Origin of the sequence: Nonomuraea indica, from assembly GCF_002850745.1 — a bacterium.
GTDB lineage: Bacteria > Actinomycetota > Actinomycetes > Streptosporangiales > Streptosporangiaceae > Nonomuraea > Nonomuraea indica.
Genome location: NZ_KZ559468.1, coordinates 647,812 through 660,510, shown reverse-complemented (window position 1 = coordinate 660,510; position 12,699 = coordinate 647,812). Strand labels below are relative to the sequence as shown.

The following is a 12,699-nucleotide window of genomic DNA, read 5'->3' as shown; positions in this document are numbered from 1 at the left end:
GGGTCGGCAACGATGTCCAACAGCGTGCGTCACGTGCTCGGCCTGGTCGCCGGCGTCCTGCTGCCGCCCCTGGCCGTCCTCGCGCTGATGTACGGCGTCGGCGAGGTGACCCTGTCCTACCAGCGGTCCCTCCAGCTCTCCGCACCGGGCTTCGCCGGGCTCGTGGTCGCCGCGGTGCTGCTGGCGTTCCTGCTGGGCTCGCGGCTGTCGCCCGTGGCCTCGCTGCTGGGCGGGCTGGCCTGCACCGTCGTCGGGTTCGTGCCGCTGCTGGAGCTGTCGGGCGTGCGCGTCATGCCCGACGAGGTGTTCACCGGCGTGCTCGGGCTCGGCTTCCGGACGCTGCTCTACACGTGGATGATGCTGGTGCTCGGAGTGGCGCTGCTGGTGGCGTCGGCGTTCCCGGCGCGCTGGCGGGCCGCGCGGCCCCCCGTCGTCACGCCCGGACACGGCTACGGGGCTCCCCACGGGCCCGCGCCCGGCTACCGGAGCGGTCCGCAGAGCGTGATGCCGCCGGGTGGCCCCACGGGCGGGCCCGGCAGCGCGCCGCCACCGCCGTACCCGTCGTCGCCGGGGTCCGAGGACGTCACCCGGCCGATGCATCGCGAGTGACGGCGGAGCAGGCCTGGCAACCCGCCGCGGGCACGGCCGGACGGCGGGTCCGCTCCCCCGCCCCGGCGCGGTCCGCCACGAGATCCCCATGGGCCCGACCATGCGGTCCATCACGGGAGCGGTACCCGCGACGAGGGCCGGTACGGACACCGGCAGGTTGGAGAGCTGTGATGGGTGAGGTCCTGGTCGTGCAGAACAGCCGCAGCGGCGGCCCCGGCCGGTTCGGCGGCTGGCTGGAGGAGGCGGGGCTGCGGCTGGACGTGGTCCACGCCTACGACGGCGCGGCCGTGCCCGGCACCCTCCGGCACGACGCCATGATCATGATGGGCGGCGGCTACCTGCCCAGCGAGGACGACCGCGCGCCCTGGCTGGCGCCGACGCGCACCCTCGTGGCCGAGGCGCTGGCCCGTGACGTCCCGTTCTTCGGCATCTGCCTGGGCGGGCAGATGGTCGCCGAGGTGGCGGGCGGCGCGGTCATGGGCGACGCGGGCGCGCCCGAGAACGGCAGCGTGCCGGTCACCCTCCGGCCCGAGGCGGCGGACGACCCGCTGTTCCGCGACCTGCCCGGCGTGGTCCCGGCCATCGAGCACCACGTGGACGCGATCACCGCGCTGCCGCCGGGGGCGGTCTGGCTGGCCGAGACGGCCGCCTGCCCGTACCAGGCGTTCCGGGTCGGCGCGCGGGCCTGGGGGGTGCAGTTCCACCCGGAGGTGCTGCCGGAGCGCATCCGCACGTGGGAGGTGGACGGCTTCGACCCGGACGAGGTGTACGCGCGGGCGGTGGCGGACGAGCCCGTCTCCACGCCGGTCTGGCGGGAGGTGGCGGCCCGGTTCGCCCAGGTCGTCCTGCACGCGGGCGAGCCGTACGCGGCGGCCGGGTCCGCGCCCTGACCGGCGGCCGGGGTGGCGGGGATCCCGGCAGGGGAGGCGCGTGCTCCGGTTACGGCCCAAGATTATTTCCCTTACGCTACGAGCGGCAGTTCGTCCAACGACTGGGTGGAGCCGGAAGGTGCTTGGTTCGCATGGGCCGCAGGCCCCTCAGCCGCGCGGTCACGTGCACACCGGCGGTGAGGCCAATCGAAGCGGCGTCACCGTGGCCGTGGCGACGAACCGCATCGCGTCGGTGAGCGTGCCGCCCCGGCTGTTGCGCTCGGACCCGCGCGAGCTCGCCGAGTCGCTGACCGTGGCGACCAATGCGGCGCTGGAGGACTTCCGCGCCGAGCAGGCCGGCGAGGCCGCCCTCCCGGACGTCGATCCGCTGGCGCTCGCCCGCGAGATGCGGGAGATCGGCGAGGATCTGAGCCAGCGGATGAGCCGGGCGACGAATTCGATCGCCGGCAGCGTGACCGAGCTTCAGCGGCACGCCGGGATCTCCGCCCACGTGCCCACCATGGAGTTCGGCGGCATGTTCGGCAAGCTGGCCGATCTGCTGGAGGCCATCGGCGCGGCCGGAGACGCTCACGCCGAGGCGGTGGTGAGCGAGGCGGCCTCACCCGGCGGCTGGGTCAGTGCGTCCTGCTCGGCGGGACCGCGAGTGGTCTCGCTGTCGATCCGCCCGCAGGCCATGCGTGGGACGCCGGAACTCGAGGATCACGTTCTGGCGGCGGTGAACGCGGCCCTGGACCGGCTGGACGACGGACTTCGCGAACGGCGCAAGGCTGCGGGGCTCGACCCTGAGGTGGTCGACGCCCGGATCAGCGAGCTGTGGACGGACACCATGGCCCAGCTGCGTGCCTACGGTGAGGGGATCAACGATCTGATGGGAAGCATCCGGCCGCGGTGAGCGCCGGGACAGGAGGCTGAGAAGGCATGGGCACGCGACTCAAAACCGACTGGGGACGTCTGGCCCGGTCGGGCGAAGACGTCGGTATGGCGCACGGCAGGGCCCTGGCGGAGTTTCGCGACTTCCAGGCGCGGATGGCGTCCTGCGGAGTGCCCTGGGGCGTCAACAACCAGCTCGGGCAGGCGATCGGCGCATGCTACGCGGCCATAGCCGCCATCCACGCATCGTGTCTGGAACAGAATCTGGCCACCTACACCGGATATCCCCACGGCATGAGACAGATGGCCGCCACGGGCCGTGCCGCGGAGGAGGCGACCGCCAAGGACCTGCAGTCACTGCGAGCGGAGGGAGAGGCGTCATGAGCATGCAGCTCCCCGCGAGCCTGACCCCGGTCTGTCTGTTCCTCGGCCCGCCATTCCCCGACGGGGACGAGGACGTCCTCGACCAGATGGGCTGCGCCTACGACCAGCACGGCGCCCGCATGAGAGAACATCTGGCAGCGGCGAAGTCGGAGGTCGACCGGGTGGTCGTCACCAGCGAGGGCGACGGCGTCACCGCCATGCACGAGCACTTCACCCGGCCCGACGGACCGCACGGCAACCTCGGCGACGCCAGCACCGGCAGCCAGGTCGTCGGACTCGCGCTGAAGATCTCCGGCGGGATCGTGCTCGCACACAAGGGCGTCACGATCCTGCAGTACGGTCTCACGGCCGCGGCGCTCGCGCAGTCCCTGGCGGCCGGAGGGCTGGGCGCGGCACTGGCCCCCGCCATCCGGCAGGCCGCCCTGCGCGGGCTCGACCAGGCGACGCTCATCGCCACGAGCTCCGTCATGAGCTGACCTGATGCGGCGAGGTGGAGAGGCTGAGGCCGGGAACGTGCGTCACAGGTCCACCATGTGCTTCCGGCCGGCGTTCGGGTGGCCCCTCTCGTACTGGCACGCCGCCCAGTGCACCCGGCCCATGTTGGGCTGCAGCAGCTCGGAAAGGGTCTTGGAGAAGAAGACGGTCTGCGGTGTTCCCTTGATCTCCAGCTCTCCCGGCCAGTGAAGCGTGTAGTTGGGCACCTGATCTCCCGCCACGTAGGCGGTCACCGGCTTGACGCCGGGTCGCCCCGTCTCGATGGCGTTCCCCAACCTGTCGGTGATGGAGGCGCCGTGTGGCGCGTAGAAACAGATCGTGGTGCCCCGCGGGACCGTCGTGTCCCCGTTCTTCTTCTTGTACGAACCATGGCCGCTCAGGACGAGTTGACCGTCGGGGCGAGGGGCGGCGCAGGGGAGGAGGCCGAGGGGATCGATCGTGTGGAAGGGGTTGCCGACGTACGCGTACGGGTTGGGTGAGGCTTCCAGGCCGAGGGGGTCACCGCTCAGGTAGCGGGCGGTGGCCGGATCGTAGTAGCGATGGTAGTTGTAGTGCAGGTCCGTCTCGGGATCGTGATACTGGTTGGCGAAGCGCAGCGGGCAGTCGACGCCGTCGTCTCGCGTCCCGGTGGCGACGCCCCACAACGATGAGTCCTCCCGCCGCCAGACGATCTCGCCGGTGGGGTCGACCATGTCCGTCGGGGTGCCGGCCGTGTCGGTGACGATGGCGTAGAACCGCTGATCGGCCCACTCCTGTGACGCATCACGCGATTCGTGGCGGTCGGCCTGCGCCAGCGGCCGGAAGCTGCCGGGCTCGTACTCCCAGCTCGTGGTCCGGCGCTCCGTACCGGTCCCGCGCCAGACGGTGCGAGTCTGCTCGGCCAGGACCACGTCGTCCCAGGCGAAGTCGATCCGCTCTGCGACGGCTCGACCGTCCTCGGCGAGCCGCTGCTTGGCGATGCGCCGTCCGAGCGGGTCGTACACGTATCGCCAGCACCGGCCCTCGGGAGTGATCACCTCGACGAGCCGGTCGTCGGCGTCCCAGGCGTACCGCCATTCACGGACCTGCCCGGACGTCCCGTCCCGGCGACGCACCACCCGGCCCTGCTCGTCATGGTCGAACACGGCTCGGCCGGCGCGGCGGAGAAGGGTGCCCGAGTACTCCCGGGCGCCGATCAGCTCGGCCTCGGCCGTGCCTTCGCCGGCGCCAGGCCAGGTCGCCTGAGTCAGGTTTCCCGCCGCGTCGTAGGAGTAACGCTCGGTTCCCCGGCGGGCGCGAAGGACGGTGATCCGGCCGGCGTCATCGAGCTCGAAGGTCTGCGAACCGGTCCGTTCGTCGTGGATGCCGACCAGGAGGCCGTCCGATCGGTAGGCGTAGGTACGGTGGAGACGCCGGGGCGCCGCTCCGGTCTGCTGAGCGCCCGTGGCGGCGGGCACCGCCCCCCACAACGTCTGCGCGCCGAGGCGGTGGTCGGCGTCCCAGTGCCGCGTCAGCGTGGCGCCATGGCCGATGGCCTGCGAGGTCTCGCGGCCGGCTCCGTCGTGGCGCCACCGGAGTTCGAGTGGCCCGAGGTGAAGTGCCACCGGCTGATGGGTGCGACCGTAGTGCCACGTCGTCTCGGCACCGGACGGGGTGCGGCGCCAGGTCCGCCGCCCGAGGCTGTCATAGCGGGCGTGCAGGGCTCGGCCGTTGCAGATCTCGGTGAGGACCTGCCCCAGCGCGTCGCGGTGCAGAACCAGGTCCGCCTCGGCGTTGCCGGCGTGGACGAGGCGGCCCATCAGGTCGTACGCGAAAACCGTGTCCGCGCCGTCGTCGCCGGCTCGCCGGACGACGTTGTCCAGCACGTCATAGGTGTAGCGGATGGTCTGCCCGGCGCCGTTGGCCCTCGCCGTGACCCGGCTGGCCGCGTCGAGGGTGTAGGTGAGCTCCCGGCCGTTGAAGTCGATCTCCCGGGTCAGGCGCCCGGCCGCGTCGTACTCGTAGCGCCAGACCTGGCCCTTCGGGTCGGTGACCGAAGTGAGCCGCAGCTCGCTGTCGTAGGAGAACTCCAGCCGCGCACCGTCGGCGGAGACGAGCGCGGAGACCAGCTCGAAGTGGGTGTACTCGGTGCGGGTCACCCGGCCTTGGGCGTCCACATGTGAGGTGACGTTCCCCTCGGGGTCGTGGCTCCATCGTTCGGTGGCACCGCCGGGAGACGTCTGCCAGGAGAGCTTCCCCTCGATGGTCCACCCGTATCGGGTGACACCTCCGACGGGGTCCGTCACCGCCGACAGGCGCCCGAACTCATCGTAGGTGTACCGGGTGACGGCTCCGGCCGGGTCAGTCACGACGGTGGGCAGACCCGCGTCGTTGACGGTCACCCGCGTCACGTTACCCAGTGCGTCGGTGACATGGACCAGACCACCCCGCTCGTCGTAGCCGTAGCGGGTGACGGCGCCGAGCGCGTCGATCCGCGCGACCAGATTGCCCCGATGGTCGTACTCCTGCCGCCAGACGGATCCGTCGGCCTCAGTGATCACGGTCGGGAGATCGAGTGCGTTGTGGGTGACCTCGGCCCGGCGGCCGTCGGGCCTGGTGATCGCGGTCAGGTTGCCGCGTTCGTCGTACGCGTGGCGAACAGTCCGGCCCAGCGGATCGGTGGCGGCAAGCAACCGATCACGTCCGTCCCATTCGCGGTGGACGGAATGGCCCAGCGGATCCGTGACGGTGACCACCTGGCCACGGTCGTTCAGGTCGAACGTCGTGATGTGGCCGAGCGAGTCGGTCATCACCGTTCGAGAGTCGGCATAGGCGAAAGCGGCGTTCAGGCAGTCGCCCGACCCCTTGGTGCGCACGCACCGCCCGTCGGCGTCGTAGCGATACCGGTACCAGCAGCCGTCCCGGTCGGCCCAGCCGGCGAGGCGTCCTTCCGGGTCATAGGAGAAGCGCAGCGGCAGCCCGGAGGAGTTCGTCACCTCGGACAGCCGGCCTTCCTCGTCGTACCCGTAACGGACGAGGACGTGGTCGACCGCTTCGGCGTTCAGCCCCGACACCAGGCGCAGCACGCGGACGCGTCCCTGCTCGCAGTCCACGGCTATCCGGTGACCGGACGAGCTGCGAATGTGGGCCGGCGAGCCGTCGTCGCGATGGTCGATGTCGATGCGATGCCCGTTGCGGTCCGTGACAGCGATCAGGGGCAAGGTACGCGCACCTGCCCCGGCGCCCTCGTATCCCGGCCTGGGCGCGAAGTGCAGCAGGTGGCCCGACTCCGGATCGGTGATGGTGAAGGCGTCACCGGCCCGTGCCAGCGGCATCCGGGGGCCCTCCTCGGACACGGTCGTCGATCCGGCGGCCGGAAGAGGATAGAGGAGCACCATGCCGTCAGCCGAGGCGTAGAGGACCTCGCCCTCGCCGACCACCAGACGCTGGTCGACGGTGGACGCCCACGAGCGGCCGAACCATCCCCCGCCCCGGTACGAGGACACGTGTGTACGCCCCAGCACCAGAGGCACGAATCCCGGTAACTCCACGTCGGTCTGCGTCAGCACCACCTCTCCAGACGCGACGTCGACCGGATCGGCCCTGGTGATCCGGCGCTTGATCGGTTTCGTGACATAACGCCACGGCCGGTAGATCATCCAGATCAGTGCGTTGACGCTGGCCAGAGTGATGAACATCGCGTCCCGGCTGGACGCTCCGCGGAAGAATCCGTTGGCGGCCTTGAAAAGACCCAGTCGCCCAGCGGCGCCGCCTGCGCCGACGCGAATGCCCACGGCTGTCTCCGTCCCTGTACGCGCATCCGAAATCGAATGATCATAGCCGTAGGACGGTGTCACGCGCGGATCCCGGGCGCGAGGCGGAACCCCCTTGCCGGGGTGGTCAGCGTGGGGAGTCGGGGGTTTCGCCGAGGACGGCTCGGGCGGTGGCGTGCCAGATGGGGGTGCGAGGGTCGATCACGGCGAAGTGGTCGCCGGACATTTCCAGAAATGTCACGTTCACGGGGACGTCCAGGCCGTCCAGGGCGCGCAGTCCCGCGGCCACGTCGGCGGTGGTGGCCTGCCAGCCGTGCAGGTCGGGACGCGGCGGCGCGGCCAGGCGAGGCGGCCGACGGCGTGCCTGATCGCCCAGGGCAGCCCCTCGATGCCGAGCCCGTGCAGGTGGGAGCCGCCCTCCCCCGCCTCGGCGTCGTCCACCCGGGCCAGGTCCAGCCACACGACCGGGCCCATCGCCGCCGTCATGAGGGACCGCGCCCCGGGGACGGGCCCGGGGACGGCCACGACCGCCCGGCCCCGCGAGCCGCGCGGACCGCCGGGGGTCGTCGCCGGGTCCGGGGACGTGGTGGCGCGGACGTGCGCCAGGAACTGAGCCGCGTCGGCGGCGTGCGCGACCGTACCGCGGACTCCGAGGGCCGCGAACTCGCGTCCGGCCGTCTCGTCGAGCAGGGCCGGATCGGCGGTCAGACCGGGCCCGACGACCACCACGGCGTGCCTCACGGCCTCGACCCTACAGAAGATCTCCCATCGCGACCTTTAGCGACCTTCATACGGGATACGTATGCGCGGAACGCCGCCACAAGGAGGGAGCCGGAACCCATGACCACCGGCGAACACGACCGGCCGACGCTGACCACGAGACAGGGACACCCCGTCTCCGACAACCAGAACCAGCGCACCGTGGGAGCGCGCGGCCCGGCCACGCTCGAGAACTACCACTTCCTGGAGAAGATCAGCCACTTCGACCGCGAACGCATCCCGGAGCGGGTCGTCCACGCCAGAGGCGTGACGACGTACGGGTACTTCGAGGCGTACGGGAAGCTGGGCGACGAGCCGATCTCGCGGTTCACCCGGGCGAAGCTGTTCCAGGAGGCCGGCAAGCGCACCGACGTGGCCGTGCGCTTCTCGACCGTCATCGGCGGGCGCGACTCGGCGGAGACGGCACGCGACCCGCGCGGGTTCGCGGTGAAGTTCTACACCGAGGACGGCAACTGGGACCTGGTCGGCAACAACCTGGGCGTGTTCTTCATCAGGGACGCCATCAAGTTCCCCGACGTCATCCACGCGCTCAAGCCCGACCCCGTCACGTTCCGCCAGGAGCCGGCCCGGATCTTCGACTTCATGTCACAGACGCCGGAGTCGATGCACATGCTGGTCAACCTGTTCAGCCCGCGGGGCATCCCGGCGACGTACCGGTTCATGCAGGGGTTCGGGGTCAACACCTACAAGTGGGTCAACGACCGCAACGAGACCGTGCTGGTCAAGTACCACTGGATGCCCAAGCAGGGCGTCCGGAGCCTCACCGTCGAGGACGCGGCGGCCATCCAGGCGAACGACCTGGGCCACGCGACCAAGGACCTGATGGAGGCCATCGACCGCGGCGAGTACCCCGAGTGGGAGCTGCTGGTGCAGGTCATGTCCGACGACGAGCACGACGAGCTGGACTTCGACCCGCTGGACGACACGAAGGTCTGGCCGGAGAACGACTTCCCGCCCAGGCCGGTCGGCCGCCTCGTGCTCAACCGCAACGTCTCCAACAACTTCGCCGAGAACGAGCAGATCTCGTTCGGGACCGGTGTGCTGGTCGACGGGCTGGACTTCTCCGACGACAAGATGCTCGTCGGCCGGACGTTCTCCTACAGCGACACCCAGCGCTACCGGGTGGGCCCGAACTACCTGCAGCTGCCGGTCAACCAGGCGAAGAACGCCGACGTCCGGACCAACCAGCGCGACGGCATGATGGCGTACCACGTCGACGGCGCCGGCGAGAACCCGCACGTCAACTACGAGCCGTCGATCACCGGCGGGCTGCGTGAAGCGCCTTCACCGGGTGAGGAGGTCGGACCGGTCATCACAGGCCGGCTGACGCGCCGTCGCATCCCGCGGACGAACGACTACAAGCAGGCGGGCCAGCGCTACCTGCTCATGCACCAGTGGGAGCGCGACGACCTCGTGCAGAACTTCGTCACGCTGATCAGCGAGTGCGCCCGGCCGGTGCAGGAGCGGATGGTCTGGCATTTCCTGCTGGCCGAGGACGAGCTGGGCCTGCGGGTCGGCCAGGGGCTGGGCATCACGCCGGCCGACGTCGCGCACCTGGACCCCCTGCCGGGCCAGGTACTGACGGACGAGGACCGCCAGCGGCTGTCCCGGCTCGGCAAGAACGGGCCGCGCGACGTCGCGGGCCTGCGGATGACGCACTGCGTGCCCGACGAGAGGGGCCTGCCCTCGTAGCGCGCGACCACTGGGCGGGCGTCCCGTGAGGCGGCGTCGCCGTTGAGGCAGCCCCGCCGTTAGGCGGCGTCGCCGTTGAGGCAGCCCCGCCGTTAGGCGGCGTCGCCGTTGAGGCGGCGTCGCCGTTGAGGCAGCCCCGCCGTTGAGGCGGTGTCGCCGTCCCGCACGCGGACGCCCGCCCACACCGCCGGTGTGCGCGCGGAGACGGCGTAAATTGATCAGGTGCGTGTAAACCAGCTTCACCCGTGGCCGGCGACAGTGGCCGAGGCGGAGGCCGTCCAGGACCGGTTGCGACTTCACGTCGAGATGGCCGGGCCGCGTGCGTTCACGCTGGTCGCCGGTCTCGACGTGCACTACCGGGACGACGAGCGGCTGACCGCCGCCGTGGTCGTGCTCGACGCCGCCACGCTCTCCGTCGTGGAGGAGGTGACGGCGCACGGCAGGGCCGGGTTCCCCTACGTGCCCGGCCTGTTCGCCTTCCGGGAGCTGCCCGCGCTGGTGGAGGCGCTCGAACGGCTCACGGTGACGCCCGACCTGCTGGTGTGCGACGGCTACGGGCTGGCGCATCCGCGCGGGTTCGGGCTGGCCTGCCATCTCGGCGTCCTGACCGGCCTGCCGGCCCTGGGCGTGGGCAAGACGCCGTTCGTCGGCGCCTGCTCCGCCCCGGGCCCGGAGCGGGGAGCTTGGACGCCGATCGTGCTGGACGGCTCGACGGTGGGCCGTGCGCTGCGCACCCAGGACGGGGTCAAGCCGGTGTACGTGTCACCGGGTCACCGCATCGACCTGGACACCACGACCGAGCAGGTGCTGCGCCTTTCCCCGCGCTACCGCCTCCCCGAGCCGATCCGCAGGGCCGACCACCTCGCCCGCCATCCGGACTCGCTTCCTCGCCTCTGAGGAGGTCGGCGCGCTCCATCCGGGCGCGTCGGCTCCTGGTCGGCCGGGATGCCGACCGAGCAGGAGCCGTCCATAAGCGTTACTTCTGGGTGGCAGCAGAACCATCTCTTGGACTTCTCCGCGAGGCAGGAGAAGGATGGATGCCTCTGCAGTCCGGAATTCAGGAGACGACATGCCCGAATACGAGAAGGCGATGCGGCCGGAGGACATCACCCGCCTGTTCGTCGAACGGTCGAACGCCGGCGACGCGGCCGGGGTCGCCGCGCTCTACGAGGAGGGGGCGGTGCTGGCCTACCCGCCGGGCCGGCAGACCGTGGGCAGGGACGCGATCCGCGCGCTGTGGGAGAAGGTGCTGGCCCACCGCCCGCGCTTCGAGCCGGAGGAACCCCTGCCGACGCTGATCAGCGGCGACATCGCCCTCACCTCGACCCCGCCGAAGGACGGATCCGGCGCGCGGGCCCAGGTGGTCCGGCGTCAGCCGGACGGCAGCTGGCTGCGCGTGCTCGACCAGCCCGAGTTCGTCCCGCCGGCCCGCTGACGGCGGGCTCGCGCAGCCGTCGGCCGGCGGCGGCGTCAGACGCCGGCGGCCTCCATGGGGGTCAGGATGGCCTGGGCGTCGACCCCGGCGAACCACAGGCCGATGACGAACGCCGCCGTCGCCTCCAGCAGCACCGCCCGGTCGAGCCCGCCGCCGTCCACCGGGGTGCAACCCAGGTCCGTGACGAGGGAGCGCACCCGCGACAGGGCGTCCGGGTCGTCGCCGCATAGGGGGACCGCGAGGGGGCGGCCGTCGAAGACGGGCGGCGTCATCCGCCACACGTCCACGTGACCCAGGTTGAAGGCCTTCACGACGTGCGCGCCTGTGAGGTCCGCGGCCGTGCGCGCGAGGGGACGCGTGAAGTCGAAGTCCGGCAGCCGGTTGGTCACGTCGACGAGCGGCTTGCCGCGCAGCGCCGGCCCGGCGGCCTTGAGCACCTCTTCGAGGCCGTCCGCCGCGACCGCCGCCATGACGACCTCGCCGAACGCGGCCGCCTCCGGCCACGTCCCGTGCACCACGGGCGAGCCGCCGGCGGCCGTCATCCGGGCCGCCGTGGCCGCCGACCTCGCCTCGTCGCGCCCGCTGACCATGACCTCGTGGCCGGCCCGCGACCACTGCGTGCCGAGGGCGTCCGCCATGTTGCCGGCCCCGAGGATGCCGATCCGCATCTCGCTCTCCGTTCATGTAAGAACTGTGATTACGGAAGGATCGTAGAAACCGCATCGCGCACCATTCGGTGCCTAACGGAGGATGTACGTTGTTCCTCGCCGACTGTCAGGCCAGACTCGCCTTCGACCTGCTGGCCCCCACCTGGAACGCCGTCGTCGTGTGCGCCCTGCGGCATGGCCCGCGCCGCCCGGGTGAGCTGCGGGCGGAGATCGGCGGGATCAGCCCCAAGGTCCTGACGGAGACGTTGCGCAGGCTGGAGGCCAACGGCCTGGTCGCCCGGCGGGCGTACGCGGAGGCTCCGCCGCGGGTCGAGTACGAGCTGACGGAGCTGGGACAGACGCTGCTGGGCCCGATCCAGGCGGTCGGGAAGTGGGCACTGGACCACGCCGAGGACGTCCTGGCGGCCCAGGACCGCTGGGAGGAGAGTTTGGAGACCTCTTCCTGACGGGTCCCCCGTCCGCCACGTCGCGGGCCGGTGAGGCATCGAGGAAGAAGCCGCCGACATCCGTCGCGTGGGAGCGGGTTGGGCGTGATCACGCCGGTCGACGTGCAGGCGGGTGGGGCGTGGCCACGGCCGGTCGACGTGCAGGCGGGTGGGGCGTGGCCACGACCGGTCGACGTGCAGGCGGGTGGGGCGTGGCCACGACCGGTCGACGTGCAGGCGCGTGGGGTGTGGCCACGGCCGGTCGACGTGCAGGCGGGTGGGGCGTGGTCACGGCCGGTCGAAGTGCAGGCGGGTGGTGGTGCCGCCGGTGTGGCTGTGCCGGCGGACCAGGTCGGCGACCTCGTCGACCAGGGTGAGCCCGTGCCCGCGGCCGGAGGACGGGGAGATGCGGCGTACCGGGGGGACGCCGAAGCGGCCGTTGTCGTCGACCTGGCAGACGAACGTGCGGGGCAACGTCCAGATCGTGACGATGCAGCCGTGAGTGGTGTGCTCGAAGGCGTTGGTGGCCACCTCGTTGACCGCCAGCACCACCCGCTCGACCTTCCGGTCGCCCAGCCCGGCGGCGCGGGCCTCGGTCGCGGCGAACGAGCGCACGTCCGCCAGCTCTCCGACGGCGGTGAAGGCCCGCCGGCGCGCCCCGGCGGGTGGCGGGCTGAGTGGCTGGTCGAACATCCGGGTGTTCTCCAGGGGATGGTCAGG

13 protein-coding genes are annotated in these 12,699 nt (G+C 71.5%); 9 read left to right on the top strand and 4 right to left on the bottom strand.

All coding sequences use genetic code 11. The features are described 5' to 3' along the window. The first annotated feature begins 12 nt into the window (after positions 1-12). From CXR44_RS10745 to CXR44_RS10725, 5 genes are all read left to right on the top strand, one after another. Positions 13-609: a hypothetical protein gene (locus CXR44_RS10745; protein WP_101785045.1), complete on the top strand. Its 597-nt coding sequence runs from the start codon at positions 13-15 to the stop codon at positions 607-609. Between the two features lie 170 nt (positions 610-779). Beyond that, positions 780-1,499: a type 1 glutamine amidotransferase gene (locus CXR44_RS10740; RefSeq protein WP_101785043.1), complete on the top strand. Its 720-nt coding sequence runs from the start codon at positions 780-782 to the stop codon at positions 1,497-1,499. Positions 1,500-1,701: 202 nt separating this feature from the next. After that, on the top strand, positions 1,702-2,391 hold the full coding sequence (locus tag CXR44_RS10735; RefSeq protein WP_101785041.1) for a YbaB/EbfC family nucleoid-associated protein: 690 nt from the start codon (positions 1,702-1,704) through the stop codon (positions 2,389-2,391). A gap of 26 nt (positions 2,392-2,417) precedes the next feature. Continuing rightward, a complete protein-coding gene (locus tag CXR44_RS10730; protein WP_101785039.1) occupies positions 2,418-2,753 on the top strand; it encodes a hypothetical protein in 336 nt (111 codons plus the stop codon). Continuing rightward, a complete protein-coding gene (locus CXR44_RS10725; protein WP_144069923.1) occupies positions 2,750-3,229 on the top strand; it encodes a hypothetical protein in 480 nt (159 codons plus the stop codon). The genes CXR44_RS10730 and CXR44_RS10725 overlap by 4 nt, the downstream gene beginning before the upstream one ends. Positions 3,230-3,271: 42 nt before the next feature. Here CXR44_RS10725 and CXR44_RS10720 read toward each other — a convergent pair whose 3' ends face one another. Together CXR44_RS10720 and CXR44_RS10715 are read right to left on the bottom strand one after the other, a co-directional pair. Next, on the bottom strand, positions 3,272-6,904 hold the full coding sequence (locus CXR44_RS10720) for a putative adhesin (RefSeq protein ID WP_101785035.1): 3,633 nt from the start codon (positions 6,902-6,904) through the stop codon (positions 3,272-3,274). 318 nt (positions 6,905-7,222) lie between these two features. Next, the gene (locus tag CXR44_RS10715) at positions 7,223-7,720 is read right to left on the bottom strand and encodes a hypothetical protein (protein WP_101785033.1); all 498 of its coding nucleotides are present in this window, start codon (positions 7,718-7,720) and stop codon (positions 7,223-7,225) included. Between the two features lie 99 nt (positions 7,721-7,819). On the opposite strand from CXR44_RS10715, the gene CXR44_RS10710 reads away from it, so the two are divergent. The 3 genes from CXR44_RS10710 (at position 7,820) to CXR44_RS10700 (ending at position 10,886) form a co-directional block, all read left to right on the top strand. Then, a complete protein-coding gene (locus CXR44_RS10710) occupies positions 7,820-9,451 on the top strand; it encodes a catalase (protein ID WP_101785031.1) in 1,632 nt (543 codons plus the stop codon). A 222-nt stretch (positions 9,452-9,673) separates the two neighbouring features. Beyond that, the gene (locus tag CXR44_RS10705; RefSeq protein ID WP_245899053.1) at positions 9,674-10,348 is read left to right on the top strand and encodes an endonuclease V; all 675 of its coding nucleotides are present in this window, start codon (positions 9,674-9,676) and stop codon (positions 10,346-10,348) included. Between the two features lie 172 nt (positions 10,349-10,520). Next, positions 10,521-10,886: a YybH family protein gene (locus CXR44_RS10700; protein ID WP_101785029.1), complete on the top strand. Its 366-nt coding sequence runs from the start codon at positions 10,521-10,523 to the stop codon at positions 10,884-10,886. Positions 10,887-10,921: 35 nt separating this feature from the next. Here CXR44_RS10700 and CXR44_RS10695 read toward each other — a convergent pair whose 3' ends face one another. Further along, positions 10,922-11,554, bottom strand: coding sequence for an NADPH-dependent F420 reductase (locus tag CXR44_RS10695; protein ID WP_101785027.1), 633 nt, complete (start codon positions 11,552-11,554; stop codon positions 10,922-10,924). Between the two features lie 89 nt (positions 11,555-11,643). On the opposite strand from CXR44_RS10695, the gene CXR44_RS10690 reads away from it, so the two are divergent. After that, positions 11,644-12,000, top strand: coding sequence for a winged helix-turn-helix transcriptional regulator (locus CXR44_RS10690; RefSeq protein ID WP_101785025.1), 357 nt, complete (start codon positions 11,644-11,646; stop codon positions 11,998-12,000). Positions 12,001-12,267: 267 nt separating this feature from the next. On the opposite strand, the gene CXR44_RS10685 is transcribed toward CXR44_RS10690, so the two are convergent. Continuing rightward, entirely contained in the window at positions 12,268-12,672 is a 405-nt protein-coding gene (locus CXR44_RS10685) for an ATP-binding protein (RefSeq protein ID WP_101785023.1), read from the bottom strand. Between the last annotated feature and the right edge of the window lie 27 nt (positions 12,673-12,699).